Source organism: Campylobacter rectus, from assembly GCF_004803795.1.
Taxonomy (GTDB): domain Bacteria; phylum Campylobacterota; class Campylobacteria; order Campylobacterales; family Campylobacteraceae; genus Campylobacter_A; species Campylobacter_A rectus.
In genome coordinates, this window is the sequence record NZ_CP012543.1 from 832995 (window position 1) to 847270 (window position 14276).

Sequence of the window (14276 nt, forward strand, 5' to 3'; positions counted from 1 at the left end):
ACTCCCGTCGCCAAATTTAAAAGCGCCTCGTCTAGAACTTCTTGAAAAGCTACGAGCGCAGCGAAGTAGAAAAATACTTCGCCTTATCGTTTTACGTTCAAATTTGAAGTCAAATTTGTAAATTTCGGCTTCAAATTTGACGCACCGAGACCCGCATCTTGAAGCTACTAAATTCGGCGGGCAAATTTGCAAAAATCTCTGCGACGCCTTATTTAAACCTTCGTGTCGCAAATTCTACTTTGCTGAGCTTTTGCTGTACGCATTTTTGCTAAAATTTTAAACATACCAAAATACGCCAAATTTAAGGGATAAAATGAACTCTTTCAACGCCTTTTTCTCGGGTTTTTCGCTCGGGCTTTCGCTGATTTTAGCTACCTAGGCGCAAAGCGCGAAGTAAAAACAAAAATACTTCGCCTTGATTTTTAGCGGCTCGTATTTTCCGCCATGTTTTGCTTACGGTCGTAACTGCTTCTTCTTAAACTGCGAACGCGAAACGTTAAGCAAAGCAGAAGAGAAATTTCGCCAAAGCCTAGTTGCATACTATATGTACGCGCCCTTGCTCGGCTTATTTCCGCCTCGTCCGATGAAAAAATACTGCACCTTAAATTTTTATGACAACTTGCCTCGCGAGCGCTTTTATAGAAACCCCGCCTGCGGCGTCGCTACGCTGGTTTTGAAAGAGATTTCGCTTCGTTTTACTCGCAGCCATAAGCATACGCTAAAATTTTTCTCGAAATATCTAGGTCTGCGCAAATTTTAACTGCACGACATTTAAATCTATCGCAAAATAACTTTTTACATAAATTTTGCAAATACAACTCTTACGATCGGTCCGCTTCGCTCACATTCTATGCTTGTAGCTTTACAAGAAGAGGTTGCGAGTGCGAAATGCGTTTACTTAGCTTCACTACGTTTTCCGTCTGAGACTGTTTTACTTATTACGAGATGCCGACGAGTCCTTCTTTACGAAGAATGTGTAGCGAGGATAATGTGGTTTTGGTGCCTTGCTGCGTTTGCGGCCACTTCTTAAAAAACCGCAAAGTAGGACAAAACGTAAGTAGGTCTGCGCAAGTTACGAGCCGTAGGTTTAAGCCCGTAAGGCGACTGTAGCGACCGCAAAAAGCCAAATAAGGCTACTTTCGCCGCCCAAAAAAAGATTAAATTTTAGTGCGGCTAAGATTTGGCAAGTATCGATAACCTTAAAATTTCCGCGGCGCGGTATTTACCACTCCCAGCGGTATTTTTTCATATCGACGCATTTTCCTTTAAACCCTACTCCTTCGGCTTCCAGCAGCTTGCGTTGCCAAGTAAAACTCGCTGCCAAAGCGCCCGTATGATTTACGACGCGGTGGCAAGGGTAGTCTCCGTAAAGCCGCGACAAGGAGAGTGCGCGCCCAACTAGTCTCGAGTGAGCAGGCAGCCCGATCATCTGTGCGATCTGCCCGTAGCTGGCGACCTTGCCGGCGGGTATCTCTTCGACGACCGATAAAATTTTATAGATCAAATTTTGCGTTAAAACCATGTCGAGATTATACTCTTTTCATACCGAATTTTACCAAATACGGGCAGCGATTATGCTAGTGTAGCGGTCGTGAAAAATCTAAATTCAGATCGTATGCTCTGGTAAATACCGGTAAAAGCATAAAATTTACGCAATCAAATCTCTCGACCCCAAAGTAACTCTTCATCCAAGCTAAATTTATTGGTAAATTCAAAAGCGCTTAAATTTAGACCGCATTGACCAAACTAATTTCATCAGGGCGAGTGAAAAATTTAAAACATCAAATTTAAAAAGGCCTGTTACCCAAAAATATATTCTATTGCTTTGTTTTTGCAATTTTCACCCGGATATCAAAAATTTACGATCGTTCGCAATTTATCTTATAAAATCAAATTCTGTCTTTACCCGTAAATCCCATCAAAAAATCCAAAATTTTTCGTCTCGCTAAAAACATAAAATAAATTTCAAAAATTTATACTTTTTTTATGCTTTTGCACTATCCTTTATATAAAACAAGCCGCAAGGACAAAAGGAGGACGCAATGAAGCAGCGTAAAAATCGCTTAAAGGTAGGTGTATGATGAATGAATTAAAAAATCTGCTTAAAAAAGCGCGAAGCTCAAGCATGTTAAATCTCGCTATCATCGGCGCGCTTATCGTCGCTACGGTGCTGGGAATCTATCTCGCCGATAAATCGCGTATGCTAACGCACTTTTCGACCAAGCCCGAAGCCTGTATCAACTGCCACGCAATGGATGCGTTTTATGCCTCTTGGCAGCATAGTGCGCACGGGAGAAACACCACCTGTCTTAGCTGCCACGTACCTCAAAATTTTATCGGCAAATATAAAACCAAAATTTTAGACGGTTTGCATCACGTTTTTATGTTTAGCTTTGATAAATTCGGCGGTGCAATCAAAATTTCAGACGGCGGCGCGAAGATCGCGCAAGACAACTGTATCTCCTGCCATGCAAGACAAGGAGAAACGGTTGCGATCAACATCGCACTAAACGCTCGCACCGGCCTAAACGCAGATGATAAGGAGTACTGCTGGCGCTGTCACAGAGACGCTCCGCACGGGGCTATGAGCGGGTTGCATACGGCGCCGGGCAATCTAGGCGTTAAAAATTTGATAGAAAATTTAAGCAAATAAGGAGGAGAAGATGAAAAGAATTTTAGTTTTGGCCTGTATCGTTGTAGCGATACTTGCGATGATTTTTATCGGGTTTGACATAACAAAAAAAGAGGAGCAGCGTATCGCGATAAATACACCTCGCGGAGTGCCGCAGATGCCTAGTAAAAGTTCCGATTGGAAGCAGTTTTATCCAAATCAATACGAGAGCTTTATGCACTCTAAAGATAGTGATAAATCCATAGATATGCTTGATGTAAGACCAAATGTCACGATCGTCCGTGCCGGCGAGAGCGCTATGGGCGTCAAGTGGAGACATAACCGCGGCAAATACTACTCTACTATCGACGCAATGTTTAGTATGAACTCGGAGTTTCCAAGTGACCCTAAAAACGAGAACGAATATCCCTATGCAAAGTGCATCGTGTGTCACTCCAGCGATACTATCCGCCTTATAGAGCGTGATGGGCGCAATGAATTTTTCTCTCGCCCGCTTGCAGCTTATGGACACGAAGCGCAAAATCCTATCGGTTGCGTGGACTGCCACGATCCAAAGACAACGGAGCTAAGCGTTAAGCGCGATCATCTAAACAAAGCCTTGGTCTCGGCGGGACTACCTGTTTTTGAGAAGATGAGCCACCAACAAAAGCGTACTTTTATCTGTGCTCAGTGCCATATGCTCTCATTTACTTCGCGCTATGAGTGGACGGATACTAATGGCGCCAAACATATCGCTAAAGATATAGCCAACCCTTGGGGCAATGGCATAGGCGTGGAGGAGATCGAGGCGTTTTATGACGACGGCGCAAATTTTCCTGACGGTAAGCCTGCCGTGCATATAACAAATATGCTATCAAAAGCTCCTACGATCATCGGCGATAATACCGATTTTGAGATATTTGTAAAAGGCACACATGCTAAAAACGGCGTTTCCTGTGCGGATTGCCACTTGCCTTATACGGCTGAGGGCGGAGTAAAATATTCATATCATAAGATAAGCAAACCTCTTGAAAATATGGATAAAAGCTGCCTAACATGTCACCCCGGCAAAAAAGAGGAGCTAATGCAAATTTTAAAGGATAAAAAGTCAAAATATGATCAAATAGGCAGTATAGCGCTAGATAATCTCGCAGCTGCGAATTTAGAAGCCGCTAAGGCATGGGAGGCGGGAGCTAATGCGGAAGAGATGAAAGATGTGATGCAGTACCTTCGCAAAGCTACATGGCGATACACTTATGCCGGAACAAGCCATGGTGCGTATTTTCATGCGACCGAAGAGGCTCTTAGGATATTTGCCGACGGCAATAATTACGCGATGAAGGCCAGGATCGAGCTAGCAAAAATTTTGTCCGCTCACGGCGCAAAGGACTATAAAGCGCCTAAATTTAAAACTAAGGAGGAAATTTATGCATTTTTAAATCTGCCTGAACGCGAGGCTTTAATAAAGAAAAAATGCGAATGGATCGATACCACAGGACGAAGATGGCTAAAGGAAGCGAAAGAAAACGGTACGCTAAGCGAGGATTTGGACTTTAGCAATACAAAAACGTGGTACGATAGCGAGTGCAAAAAGTAAAAATAAACATAAAAATGAGCTAAAATACCGTAGAGGGAAAGGTTTTGTTGCGGCAGGGGTCATTTATGCTAAAAATCAAAAATTTCTATCTCGTCTCGGCGCTCATAATCGCAGCGCTTGGGCTTTACGTGGGGTTCGTGTTTTGTTACTACTACCAAAACCGAGCCACCGCGCAAAGCCTAGCCGTAGCAGAGCATATAAATTTAGTCAGTTTTCATAAACAACGTCTAGACGAGTGGCTGGGCGATAAACAAAAGATCGTCTCACCAGCATTTGCGGCGGTTGAAAGCTTAAGCCTCGCAAGCGAGCGTGAGCTGATCGAGGAGATTTTACGAAACATCGACGCGATGGGAGATTTTGGCGACATTTACGCCGAATACGACGATATGTATCTCATTAGCGCAGACGAGACGGCGATTGCGAATTACAAAGTCTCGCAAAGAGATTGGTATAAGATGGCGCTAAAAGGACTAGATATCGCGCCATCTTATCAAAACGCTTTTATGAAAGATAATATTATAATCTCGCTGATTAGAGCGTTTTTCTTAAAAAGCGCAGGCATGCGCGGCGCTCTCTCCACTGATCTTGCGTTAGATAAAATTCAAAACGAAATTTTAAAAATAAACGAAAATTTACAAGGTTTTGCATTTTTAATGACCAAAGAAGGTAGCGTGATCGCCTCGGCAAATCTCAAAAACCCGAGCGTCTGTCCGGAGTGCGAACTGGCTATATCAGCGATAAAATTTGGCAGCGTAGAGAAAAATTTGCACTATTACGAGGCGGAAGGGCAAAATTTTATCCTATTTTACGAGCCGCTTAAGAACGCAGATTGGATATTTGCGATGAGTCTGGATGAGAGTAAAATTTTTGCTCCGCTGGATAAAAATTTAAGGCAAAACATCGCATTTGCGCTCATTTTGGCACTATTTGGCGCGGCGGGGAGTTATTATGCGCTACGCATAAGCGGCTATGCGACCAAGCAGGCGCAGATCAAGGAGCAAATTTTGCTACAAAACTCCAAAATGGCGGCGATGAGCGAAATGTTTACGGCCGTGACGCATCAGTGGCGGCAGCCGATATCGGCGATAATGATTCTAACCGGAATGATAAAAATGCGGCTACAAAGCAACCCGTCCGCACAAAAAAGCCTAAAAAATGCAGACGAGATAGAAAATATCGTGAAATTTTTAGATCAAAGTTTGAGCTCCTTTAAGATGTTTTATCAGCCGCAAAACGAGCGCAAGCGGGTAAATTTGATCGAAATTTTAAACGAGGTCTTTTTGATCGCAAGGCCGCTTTTGCAACTAAAAGGTGCTCTGCTAGAGTTTAAATTTGACGATGGCGACTACGAGTTTAACTCCTATCCAAACTACCTAAAACAGGTCTTTTTAAATCTAATTTCAAACGCCAAGGATGCCTTCGAGAAAGACAAAAAAGACGCGCTCATAAAAGTAACCGCGCAAAAAACCGATGGCAAATTTATCGTCCGTGTCGAGGATAATGGCAGCGGCATCGAGCCGGCGGTAAGGCAGAATTTGTTTAAAGAGCTAAAAAGCACCAAGGGCGAGCGAGGTACGGGCAACGGGCTATATATTTGCAAGCTCTTGCTGGAAAATAGACTAAAGGGTTGCGTGCGAGTCGTAAGCTACGAAAAACCGACCGTGTTTGAGGTCGTTTTGGAGGGCGCGGATGGATGAACAGACGCTAAATTTGCTAAGAAAGCTTAAAATTTTACTGGTCGAGGATGATGCGTTTTTGGGCGCAACGCTGCTTGAGGCGCTAAAGCCCTATGCTGGCAAGGCGGTGCTTGAAACAGACGGCAAAGCCGCGCTTGAGAGGTTTTTTGCAGATGATTTTAACGTCGTCGTAACGGACATAAATTTGCCCAAAATTTCGGGGCTAAGTCTGGCCCGCCAGATTAAAGAAGTCGGCAAAAACGTACCGATTATCTTTATCACGGCGTTTGATAGCGGGCATAACGTAGAGGCTGCGATCGACATCGGCGCAGAGGCGTTTTTGCACAAGCCTTTTAGCTTAGAGCGGCTCTATGGCGCGCTTTTGATGGCCTTGGGCAAAGTGGATGGCGGACAAATGAGTCTTGGACGGGGGTATTTTTACGATGCAGAAGCAAAAGAGCTATTTAAGGGCGAGGCGGTGGTGCATCTAACCAAAACCGAGGCCGCACTACTTGAAATTTTAGTCGCAAACGCAGGCAGCGTTGTTAGCTTTGAAAGCTTGGAGCGAAACGTGTGGCGTTATAAGCAGGCCACGCCCGATGCAATGCGGATGTATGTCAATAAACTGCGCTCCAAAACCTACCACGAACTTATCGTAAACGTACAGGGCTACGGGTATAAGCTCGAAATTCCAAGCTGCGAGGATAGGTGAAATTCGGGCAAATTTTGTTCGCAATGCCGCTAGATACGAGAGAAGTTCGCTTTAAAATTTTTGAGCGGCATTGTCTGGCAAATTTGACTGACGCGAGCTTTGCGTTGCGCTATTTTGACCAAATTAGCTTTCTAAATTTTAGATTTATTACGATCGGTGATTGTTGGGGTGCGGGTAAAATTTGGCGCGCACTTTTTAGCGGCTGCTTGGCGAGGCTTACGGTGAAATTTGCCCTGCAGCGACCTTGCGGACGGCAAAAACCTAGCCAAATTTTACTTGCGCATTTTTATACGGGCAAGCCGGGCATTTATGGCCCAGCGATTGCATTAAATTTTTATAATGCTTGCTTTTGCCGTTTTTGTATCGAAATTACTTTATTTTTTGTGTTTTGATTGCGCGCTTATAATGCTTTTGCGCACTATAAGACTTAATTTTATTGCAAAATTCCGCATCAAATTTTGACAGCGCTAAATTTAAAGATTTGATTGTGGTAAAATTCGTATTGTTTTTACTATTATTCGTATTTTTACTATATCGACGAATTTGCTTTGCTCGTCATCGCAAGCATCGTGCCCAAAGTAAATGCAGGCGTATATTTAAGTCGCCAAAATACCAAAATACGTCGAATTTAAGGAACGCAATGAACTCTTTTAACGCCTTTTTCTCGGGTTTTTCGCTCGGACTCTCGCTGATTTTAGCTATTGGAGCTCAAAATGCCTTCGTGTTAAAGCAAGGCATCAAAAAACAGCATGTTTTTCTCGTTTGCACTATCTGCGCGCTTAGCGACGCCGTGCTGATTTTTGTGGGAGTGTCGGGCTTTGGCTATGTGGTTGAGCGCTATCAGGTCATCAAAACCGCCGCGCTTTGGGGTGGATTTGTATTTTTGAGCATTTACGGACTACGCAGCCTTTATAGTGCGTTTAGCGCCTCGCATACGCTAACGTCCGGCGACGAGGAGGCGCGCGGTGCGGCTAAAACGGCGCTTCTCACGCTAGCTTTTACGTGGCTAAACCCGCACGTATATCTTGACACCGCCCTGCTTTTAGGCTCGGTTTCTACGAAATTCGGCGAGCGTGCGGGGCTCTTTGGCGTAGGCGCGATGTGTGCGTCGTTTGCGTTTTTCTTTTCGCTCGGATACGGGGCGAGATTTTTAGCGCCGCTGTTTCAAAAGCCCGCCGCATGGAAAATTTTAGAGTTTTTCGTCGGCGTCACTATGATAACGCTCGGCGCGATGCTGGTAATAGGCGAGTGAGGTAGTAAAATTTCGCAAATTTATCTTTTAGAAAAAGCGATGAAAAGCTGATTATTTTTGTGATTGCGCTGCTATTTTGCAGGCGCGATAGCCTAAAGGACGATGAGTTTTGCGAGCAAAATTTGCACACGGCAAGAGAGGTTGCGATAGGCGCGGCGAGTGAGGATTTAAATCCGACTAAGAAAATCATAGCAAATTTTAGCGAAATTTAAAGGCGCCGAAGATGCGTCCGCCCTACAAATCGATCCATATATCAATGCCGATAGGGACGCGACAAAGCGGATCAAAGCAGATGCCCGCGCGATGTAAATTTAAGCATAAATTTTAAAATAAGTGCTTGAGAGCTCGAAAAATAAAGTGTCGGCTAAGACGGGTAAATTTAAATCCTATGAGAAAAATATTATAAAACTCGCCCCAAACGCTGCGCCATACAAGTCCGAGCGGCGCAAATCAAAAAGCGATAAAGCAAATGATCTGCGAATGTGCGACGAGCTCGGCGCCCGCGCGGGCAAATCGGCATTTCTCAACGAGCCGTGTCGCCTAAATCAGCGATAGCGGCAAGGCGGCGTATTTTGATTTAGAGGCGTTAAATTTCAAGATCCAAGCGAGGCGGGTGCGGATGAAATTTCATAAAATTTAGAGAATGAAAAAGTCGGCCCAAACAGGCTTTTGATAAAGACCGCCGCCGGCGAGGGTAAAATTTAAAACGGCGGAGCTAAGCCCCGCCGCAAATTTAAGCGCCTATGATTTTTGGCTTTGAAAACGCTCTGATAGGCCTTATCGCGCCTTTGTATTTTTCGACCTGGACTAAATTCGTATGCGCGATGTTGCTTTGCGCTAGCTTGCTCGTGCCTTTGTCTTTTGTGAGCACGTTTACGCATCCGTGTTGGCACAGGCTCTTTTTGCCATAGACTTCAGGATCGTACCATGCGCCCTCGCACACGATGACGACGTCGTCTTGGGTCTTGTCGCTTACTATCGCGCCGCATAAAATTTCACCCCTGTCGTTAAATACCCTGACCACGTCTCCCGTGACGATATCGCGCTTTTCGGCTGCGCTTTGGCTGATAAATATCGGCTCTCTGCCGTTTATCTTGGAGTAGTTTCTGACTATAGAATTGTCTAGCTGAGAGTGCAGCCTGAAGCGAGAGTGCGGAGTATTTAGCGCGAGAGGATATTTTTTGGTTTTTTCTTTATCGCCAAGCCACTCGGTAGGCTCAAACCACGCCGGATGCCCTAAGCAGTCGTCGTATTTCATTTTTGCGATGACGGGCGAATAAATTTCGATCTTTCCCGACGGCGTTCCAAGTCTAAATTTATTTGGATTTTCCCTAAAATTCGCAAATCTAGTGTAGTATTTTTTCTCTTCGTCTTTTTTGTCGAATTTTACGTATCCTCTTTCCCAAAACTCGTCAAACGTAGGCAGATTATCGTATCCGAGCGCTTTGGCTTGATCCATGGCGTCGGCAAAAATTTCTTTTATCCACTCCATCTCGGTCTTGCCCTCGGTAAATACCTCTTCCATGCCCCATCTCTTGCAAATTCCTTTGCAAATTTCAAAATCGCTCCTGCTCTCGCCCATAGGCTGGACGGCTTGCTTTATGGCAAAGATATATTCGCCCGTAGCGTTTGACTGCTCTATATCGTTTCTCTCAGGCTCGATAGCTGCAGGCAGGACTATGTCGCTAAGCTTGGCTCCGCTAGTCCAATAAGGCTCCATAGTTATTACGGTATCTAGCTTTTTCCACGCTTGTACCGCGCGGTTTAGCTCCTGATGCCTCGTAAATATCGAGCCGCTGGCGCTTACGGAAACTCTCATGCGCGGAAGTTTGTAAATTTCGCCGTTTCTTTGCATCTCTTGGCCCGGATTTAGCAGCGCGTCTATTATCCTACTATTTGGTATGACGTAGCCTTTATTTTTTACCCAAGGGCTGTCTTCGGTAGTGTATTTTTCGCTAGGGATCGAGCTTAAACCCTTTAAGGCGGGCGCTTTAAATCTATCCGTGCTGGTCGTATGTCCCTGATCGCAAGTCATAAAGCCGCAGCCCTCTTTGCCTATGTGTCCTAGCATCGAGGCTAGAGTGATGAGCATCCAATACGACTGCTCTCCGTGATCTTGCCTTTGGATGGCAAAACCGCTTATTATCAAAGACTCGTTTTTGGCTAGCGACACGCATAGCTCCTCTAGCTTTTTGACGCTTACGCCGCAAATTTTGCTAGCCCAGTCTAAATTTTTAACCACATTGTCGTTAGCGCCCAGGAAATAATCTTTAAATTTACTAAATCCGACCGTATATTTTTTTATAAAGGCTTCGTCGTATAGATTATTTTCGTATAGATAGTGGCACATACCTATCATCATAGCCGTATCCGTCCCCGGCACCACGCCCATAAAATCCGAGTTTAGATACCTAATCGTATCGTTTTTATAGGTATCTACGGCGTAAATTTTCTTTTCGCCCTTTGCGTTCATCTCTTTTAGTTTGGCATACACGTCGTAACCCTCGTGAGTAGGAACGCCTACGCCTATTTCATTGGTGATCACGGGGTTGCTTCCCCAAAACACTATCGTTTTAGCCGACCTTAGTATCGCTTCCCATCTCGTAGGGACTTCGTTTGGCTCGATAGTTCCGATAACGTGAGGCATGATAACGTGACCGGCGCCGTAGGAGTAGTTGCCGTCCTCCGAGACGAAGCCGCCTAGTATCGTTAGCATCCTTCTTGCCGTAGCTCTACCCCAGCTGACCTTACCGCTGCCGCCCCACCAGTAGCACTCGCCGTAGATGCTCTCGGAGCCGTATTTATCAAAATTTTCTTTTAGGGCTTTTGCGGCCAGATCAAGCGCCGTATCCCAGCTAACTCTTACGAATTCCTCCTCGCCTCTAAGCTCGGGTTTATTCGGCCCCTTTTTCTCCAAGTAGCTTTTTCTCACGCAAGGATACAGCACTCTGCTCTCGTTTTGGACGCAATCTGCGACGGCGTTGTTTAAAGTGCTCGGGAATTTATCCGCCTCAAAAGGATCTACGCTGGTTATCTGTCCGCTGACTACGTTTGCGTAAAACGGACCGAATCTGTTTGCGCAAAAAACTCTTTTCTGGTCAAAAAGCGTCTGAGTGACGCCCTCTATCCTACTGGCTTGCAAACTGGCGCTAGCTAGCACGCTAAGCTTTAAGAAATTTCGTCTTTTCATCTTTTCTCCCTTGAAATGAAATTTGGTTATCTCGTCTTTGGTATCGCGTTAAAGATATTTTCAGCTAAGCCTACGACTAAATTTGAAGTCGTCGGTGTTATTTATTAAACCTCCTTGAACTATAAAAACTAATTTTGTGGTTATAAACTATTATAAGATATAAATAATAAAAAATATATAAAATTGTAATTTTTAGGCGTGTGTTGTTTGGATTTTGATATATGATATAGTTTGCGGGCGCGGTTTGAATATTTATAAAAGAGATAAATTTAACCGAATTTGCCTTGTCGGCGGCGCGCAGACTTTCGCATCCTACGCCAAAGCCAGCCGCGCCCAGAAGCTCGCACACATAGAGTTTTTGTCAAATTTGCCGCTTTATTTGGAGTTTGACGAGTTTAAAAACGTGCAGGGCAGGCGGCTCGTCGTATCGCACTCAGCGGCCGGGCGAATGTGGGCGCTACGTAGCTCGGACGGCGATATCGCGGCGGAGTTTAGGCGGCACGTACTTTGCGGCAGGGGCGATTTTAGCCAAAACGATGGCGTCTTTAACGTCTACGGTCATACGCCGATCGCCGAGCCCGATATCATGGAATTTAGCGCAAATATCGACACCGGTTGCGTTTATAAGCAGGGTTTCGGCCATCTTTGTGCGCTTGAGTTTCCGAGCATGCGAGTCTTTATGCAGGAAAATATCGAGGACGGCGGGTGATTTTTAGTCAAATTTGAGGCTAAATTTGACTAAAATTTGAAATTTACGCACCGAGATCTGTACCGCGAAAATGCTAAATTTGGCTTGGTTAAATTTAGTATTGTGAGTTCGGCTTCCTTGCGTAAAAAACAACCGTTTGAGGTTGTTTTTTACTTTGTTGTAAAGGGGGTGGGGCTTGAATTGCGAAGTCGCTCCCCACCCCCTTTAATCCCCCCCCCTACGACGCTTTTAATGTGGCGACATAGCTTTGCTGACGCAAAGCGTCGCAAACATGATTCAAATTTGACGTTTTAAAGATGCGGGTCTCGGTGGGTCAAATTTGAAGCAGAAATTTACAAATTTAACTTCAAATTTGAGCGAAAAACGATAAGGCGAAGTGTCTTGTGATGAATTTAAATGTTGCGACGAAATTTTCAACCGAAGATAGAACATATAGTTCATCGAGGGAGAAAATTTCTAGCTCATTTAAAGGCGCGCAAGAAACGAGCCGCTCACAATTTACGTATCTTGGCGATCTCATCGCGCAATGCCGCCGCCTTCTCAAACTCCAGCTGCGCCGCGGCTTCCAGCATCTGTTTTCTTAGCTCTTTGATTATGCTCGCTCGTTCGGCGGCAGGCATTTTTTCCAGATTTGCGCCTTTTCTTAAGATCTCCGTGCCGTCCTCGACGTGCAGGCTCTCCTCGATATTTCGGCTGGCCGAGCGCGGCGTGATGCCGTGGGCGCGGTTGTACTCCTCTTGCATCTTGCGGCGTGCCAGCGTCGTATCCATCGCTTCTTGCATGGATTTGGTGATCTTTTTGGCAAACATCAACACCCGTCCGTTTACGTTTCTAGCCGCACGCCCCATCGTTTGTATGAGGCTCGTCGTCGAGCGCAAAAAGCCCTCCTTATCGGCGTCCATGATGGCTATGAGGCTAACCTCGGGCAGGTCCAGACCCTCTCTGAGCAAATTTATGCCGATGAGCATATCAAACTCGCCTCCTCTTAGCCCGCGGATGATCTCGTTTCGCTCAACGGCGTCGATGTCTGAGTGCATGTATTTGACCTTGATACCAAGCTCGGTGTAGTAGCGGCTGAGCTCCTCGGCCATCTTTTTAGTTAGCACGGTGACTAGCACGCGTTCGTTTCTCTCGATCGTTTTTTTCGCCTCGTCAAATAAAATCTCCACCTGATTTTCGCTGTCTTTTATCTCGATTAAGGGATCAAGTAGTCCCGTTGGACGTAAAATTTGCTCATATACGTGGCCGCAGCTTAAATTTATCTCGTATTCGTTCGGGGTCGCCGAGACGAAAAGAAATTTGGCGCGTTTGTTTATAAACTCGTCAAATTTGAGCGGACGGTTATCTAGCGCGGAGGGTAAACGAAAGCCGTACTCCACCAGCACCTCTTTGCGGCTGCGGTCGCCTGCGTACATACCGCGAAACTGCGGCAGGCTCACGTGGCTCTCGTCCACGATGACGAGGTAGTCCTTGCCGCCCAGCTCGAAATAATCAAACATCGAGTATGGCGTCTCTCCGGGCTTTTGCCCGGTTAGGTGTCGCGCATAGTTTTCGATGCCCTTGCACATGCCCGTGCTGCTCATCATCTCTAGGTCAAATTCCACTCGTTGTTTTAGGCGCTGCGCCTCGACGAGCTTGCTTTGCTCGTTAAATTCCTTTAGCCGCTCGGCTAGTTCCTCCTCGATCTGCTTGATGGCGATTTTTAGGCGGTTTTCGCCCACGATAAACTGGCTGGTCGGGTAGAGGATAAATTTTTTCAGGTCGTGTCTTTTTTTGTTTTCCAGCACGTCCAGGCTATACATCGTCTCGATCTCGTCGCCGAAAAACTCGATCCTAAATGCCTCGTCGTTAAAATACGCGGGATATACGTCCACCACGTCGCCGTTTACGCGAAAGTCGCCACGGTCGAAATAAACGTCGTTTCGCTTGTATCCCATATCCACTAGCTTTTGCAGTAGCGCGCGCTGGTTGATTTTATCGCCTACGTTTAGGTATGCGACCATGCCTTGGTATTCGCTAGGATTACCCAGGCCGTAGTTGGCCGATACCGACGCCACGCACACGACGTCGTCAAAGCTAAGCAAGCTCGCCGTCGCAGATAGGCGCAGACGCTCGAGTTCTTCGTTTACGGAGCTGTCCTTTTCTATGAAAAGGTCTTGACGCGGGATGTAGGCTTCGGGCTGATAGTAGTCGTAGTAGCTGATAAAGTACTCCACGTGATTTTTAGGGAAAAAGCCCTTAAATTCGCTATAAAGCTGCGCGGCGAGAGATTTGTTGTGCGTCATTATTAGGGTTGGCATATTTAGCTCGCGTATAACGTTTGCCATCGTAAAGGTCTTGCCCGAGCCCGTGACGCCTAGAAGCGTTTGGTATTTGTTGCCAGATCTTACGGAGGCTACGATGTTAGCGACTGCGCGGGCCTGATCCTCGCTCGGGCTAAATTTGGACGAAATTTCAAAATTTTTCATTTTTTACCTTAAAAATCAGCTTTTTTTGTTACAATTACGTAAAATTATACCAAAACTAAGG

The 14276-nt window shown here is 45.6% G+C and carries 10 protein-coding genes; 7 read left to right on the top strand and 3 right to left on the bottom strand.

Going from position 1 to position 14276, the window contains the following annotated elements:
• Positions 1 to 1222: 1222 nt before the first annotated feature.
• Entirely contained in the window at positions 1223 to 1522 is a 300-nt protein-coding gene (locus CRECT_RS03980) for an MGMT family protein (protein WP_002946012.1), read from the bottom strand.
• A gap of 555 nt (positions 1523 to 2077) precedes the next feature.
• Here CRECT_RS03980 and CRECT_RS03985 point away from each other — a divergent pair.
• The 6 genes from CRECT_RS03985 (at position 2078) to CRECT_RS04010 (ending at position 8060) form a co-directional block, all read left to right on the top strand.
• Positions 2078 to 2653 carry a NapC/NirT family cytochrome c gene (locus CRECT_RS03985; protein ID WP_002946010.1) on the top strand — a complete coding sequence of 192 codons (576 nt, stop codon included), beginning with the start codon at positions 2078 to 2080 and terminating at the stop codon, positions 2651 to 2653.
• Positions 2654 to 2663: 10 nt separating this feature from the next.
• A complete protein-coding gene (locus tag CRECT_RS03990) occupies positions 2664 to 4208 on the top strand; it encodes an ammonia-forming cytochrome c nitrite reductase subunit c552 (RefSeq protein WP_002946002.1) in 1545 nt (514 codons plus the stop codon).
• 65 nt (positions 4209 to 4273) lie between these two features.
• Positions 4274 to 5905, top strand: coding sequence for a sensor histidine kinase (locus CRECT_RS03995; RefSeq protein WP_002945992.1), 1632 nt, complete (start codon positions 4274 to 4276; stop codon positions 5903 to 5905).
• Positions 5898 to 6596, top strand: coding sequence for a response regulator transcription factor (locus tag CRECT_RS04000; protein WP_002945998.1), 699 nt, complete (start codon positions 5898 to 5900; stop codon positions 6594 to 6596). Before CRECT_RS03995 ends, CRECT_RS04000 begins: the two co-directional genes overlap by 8 nt.
• A gap of 640 nt (positions 6597 to 7236) precedes the next feature.
• On the top strand, positions 7237 to 7848 hold the full coding sequence (locus tag CRECT_RS04005) for a LysE/ArgO family amino acid transporter (protein ID WP_002946008.1): 612 nt from the start codon (positions 7237 to 7239) through the stop codon (positions 7846 to 7848).
• Between the two features lie 59 nt (positions 7849 to 7907).
• Entirely contained in the window at positions 7908 to 8060 is a 153-nt protein-coding gene (locus CRECT_RS04010; protein WP_002945989.1) for a hypothetical protein, read from the top strand.
• Between the two features lie 521 nt (positions 8061 to 8581).
• Here the strand turns inward: CRECT_RS04010 and CRECT_RS04015 are convergent.
• A complete protein-coding gene (locus tag CRECT_RS04015; protein ID WP_002945981.1) occupies positions 8582 to 11038 on the bottom strand; it encodes a molybdopterin-dependent oxidoreductase in 2457 nt (818 codons plus the stop codon).
• Positions 11039 to 11282: 244 nt separating this feature from the next.
• Between CRECT_RS04015 and CRECT_RS04020 the strand changes: the two genes are divergently transcribed.
• A complete protein-coding gene (locus CRECT_RS04020) occupies positions 11283 to 11747 on the top strand; it encodes a metallophosphoesterase family protein (RefSeq protein WP_002946004.1) in 465 nt (154 codons plus the stop codon).
• A 491-nt stretch (positions 11748 to 12238) separates the two neighbouring features.
• Here CRECT_RS04020 and uvrB read toward each other — a convergent pair whose 3' ends face one another.
• Positions 12239 to 14215, bottom strand: coding sequence for an excinuclease ABC subunit UvrB (gene uvrB / locus CRECT_RS04025; RefSeq protein WP_002946112.1), 1977 nt, complete (start codon positions 14213 to 14215; stop codon positions 12239 to 12241).
• Between the last annotated feature and the right edge of the window lie 61 nt (positions 14216 to 14276).